General features: G+C 47.4%; 1 protein-coding gene and 1 pseudogene. Both read left to right on the plus strand.

Going from position 1 to position 2,631, the window contains the following annotated elements:
• Nucleotides 1-331 precede the first annotated feature (331 nt).
• A pseudogene (locus tag AC4PME_RS20530) lies at nt 332-1,282 on the plus strand (IS30 family transposase).
• 106 nt (nt 1,283-1,388) lie between these two features.
• Nucleotides 1,389-2,582 (plus strand): IS256 family transposase, encoded by a 1,194-nt coding sequence (locus AC4PME_RS20535; protein ID WP_491529753.1) that lies wholly within the window; start codon nt 1,389-1,391, stop codon nt 2,580-2,582.
• The last annotated feature ends 49 nt before the right edge of the window (nt 2,583-2,631 follow it).

Genomic DNA, 2,631 nt, shown 5'->3' on the forward strand with positions numbered 1-2,631 from the left:
AAGAAGTGGGTATACCTATTAGTCGTTTTATTGTCTGGTGGCGTGTGCGCGCCGCGAACGTATTCAAAAACAGTTGACGGTCGAGAAAAAGGTGATTGTGGCCAAGTCGCTTTCAGTTGAGAAGTCCAAGACTAATTTGACAACGTTAATCACCGCATTATTTTATGACGTATCAGGTGACAATGACTAAAGAGTTCCAAAACTTGGCGAAAAGCGTGAGCGTGATTCCAGAATTCAGATAATAAGTGCACCACTCATGGTTAAACGGTGAGGAGAGATCAACTGCCTGTTGGTGGTACTCTGTAATCGCCAAAAAACAAGAGTAGTTACCATGAGTTACAAGCAGTTGATCGAGGGACAACGATACCAGATTGAGGCCTACTTACGCGAGGGTTTCAGTTACAGGGAGATCGGAAAACGTCTGAACGTGAGTCACAGCACAATCAGTCGGGAAGTAAATCGCAATAGAATTCGGGATAACCACTATTTGCCGGAAGTGGCTCAGGCGAAGGCATTGAAGCGACGTAGCCAAGCCGCAAAGTTCAGGATGTCTGAACTGACGATTACCTTTGTTGAGTTCGGGCTGAACGAAAAATGGAGCCCTGAGCAAATTGCTGGTGTAGGTAAAATCATCGGTCATCATGTCAGTCACGAATGGATTTATCGCTACGTCCAGCGTGATAAATTGAGTGGCGGTAGGTTGTACAAACAGCTGCGCCAGAGTCACAGAAGGTATCGTAAAGGTGACCGTGCGAAGCGGATAATTATTCCGAATCGCGTTGGCATTGAGCATCGTCCCGCTATTGTGAACAAGAAAAAACGGTTCGGTGACTGGGAAGCTGACACGGTTCTGGGCAAGCAAGGAACGGGCGCGATTGTTAGTCTAGTCGAGCGCAAAAGTAAGCTATACCTGATACGCAAAGTGCCAGCGAAAAGCGCAGCAGACGTGGCCCGAGCCATAGTTGGCATGCTGTGGAAATATCGAGGTCATGTCCGAACAATCACAGCGGACAACGGCAGCGAATTCTGTGACCACGAGCTGGTCGCTGAGAAGCTAAAAACCAATATCTACTTCGCGAATCCGTATTCATCCTAGGAACGCGGACTGAATGAGAACTTCAACGGCTTGCTGCGCCAGTACATCCGGAAAGGCACCGATTTACGGACGGTATCGGATAGGCAAATTAGTGAAATAGAACGGGCATTAAATGCCAGACCGAGAAAGTGTCTCGGCTTCAGGCAACCTGTTGCGGTATTCAACGAATTACGCAAAGTTGCCTAAATTAGCGAGTGGTGCACTTCGGAGTTGAATTCGCGGACTGTAACTAATTTTGTGTAACTGCCTATCTCAACATACTCTATTGAGAGTTAAGGATAGGCAGATGCAAATGAACAAGAAAGAGCTTGAAGCTTTCGCAAAGGAAGCGGCCAAAGGGATTAAAACACCTGAGGACTTGAACGAATTTAGTCAGATGTTGAAGAAGATCACCGTTGAAGCGGCACTAAACGCAGAGATGGATGAGCATCTTGGCTACGGGAAATATCAACAGTCCACGTCGACCAATACCCGCAACGGCAAAAGCAGTAAACGGGTCAAAACCGAAGATGGCGAGTTTAAACTCGATACGCCTCGCGACCGTGAAGGCTCCTTTGAACCCAAACTTGTCAAAAAGCACCAAACCCGTTTCACTTCCATGGACGAGAAAATCCTCTGGCTGTACTCACAGGGCATGAGCACCCGTGACATCGTCAATGCCTTTGAGGAGTGGTATGGCGCTGAGATATCGCCCACGCTCGTTTCTCGTGTCACCAATGCCGTTATTGAACAGGTGATTGAATGGCAGTCACGCTCTCTAGATGCCGTTTACCCGATTGTTTACCTGGACTGCATCGTCGTGAAGATTCGCCAGGATAAGCGGGTCATCAACAAGTCCATCTTCCTTGCTTTGGGTATCAACACTGAAGGTCACAAGGAACTGATGGGTATGTGGATTGCCGAGAATGAAGGCGCTAAGTTCTGGTTAAACGTGTTGACGGAGCTTCAGCAGCGTGGCGTCGAAGATATTCTTATCGCCTGCGTGGATGGTCTGAAAGGCTTCCCTGACGCCATTAACACCGTTTTCCCTCAGACCCATATCCAATTGTGTATCGTGCACATGGTACGCAACTCACTCAAATATGTGTCGTGGAAAGACTACAAAGCTGTTACCGCGGATTTAAAGCGGCTGTACCGCTCAGCCACTGAAGACGAAGCCTTGCTTGAACTGGAACGCTTCAGTGAAACTTGGGACGGCCAGTACCCACAAATTACTAAATCATGGCGCAATCACTGGCAAAACCTTAATACGCTGTTCAGTTACCCTGAGGATATCCGCAAAGCGATTTACACTACCAACGCCATTGAGTCGCTCAACAGCGTTATCAGAAAGGCTATCAAAAAGCGGAAAATCTTCCCAAGTGATGATTCAGCCAAGAAGATGGTTTACTTAGCGATTAAAGATGCCAGCAAAAAATGGACAATGCCCATTCAGAACTGGCGTCAGGCTATGAGTCGTTTTATTATCGAGTTCGAGGAACGCTGATATTGTCCGCGACTACTGAAATATTAAAAAGATGCAGCCCTACGCAGAT

Source organism: Alteromonas sp., assembly GCF_984505615.1.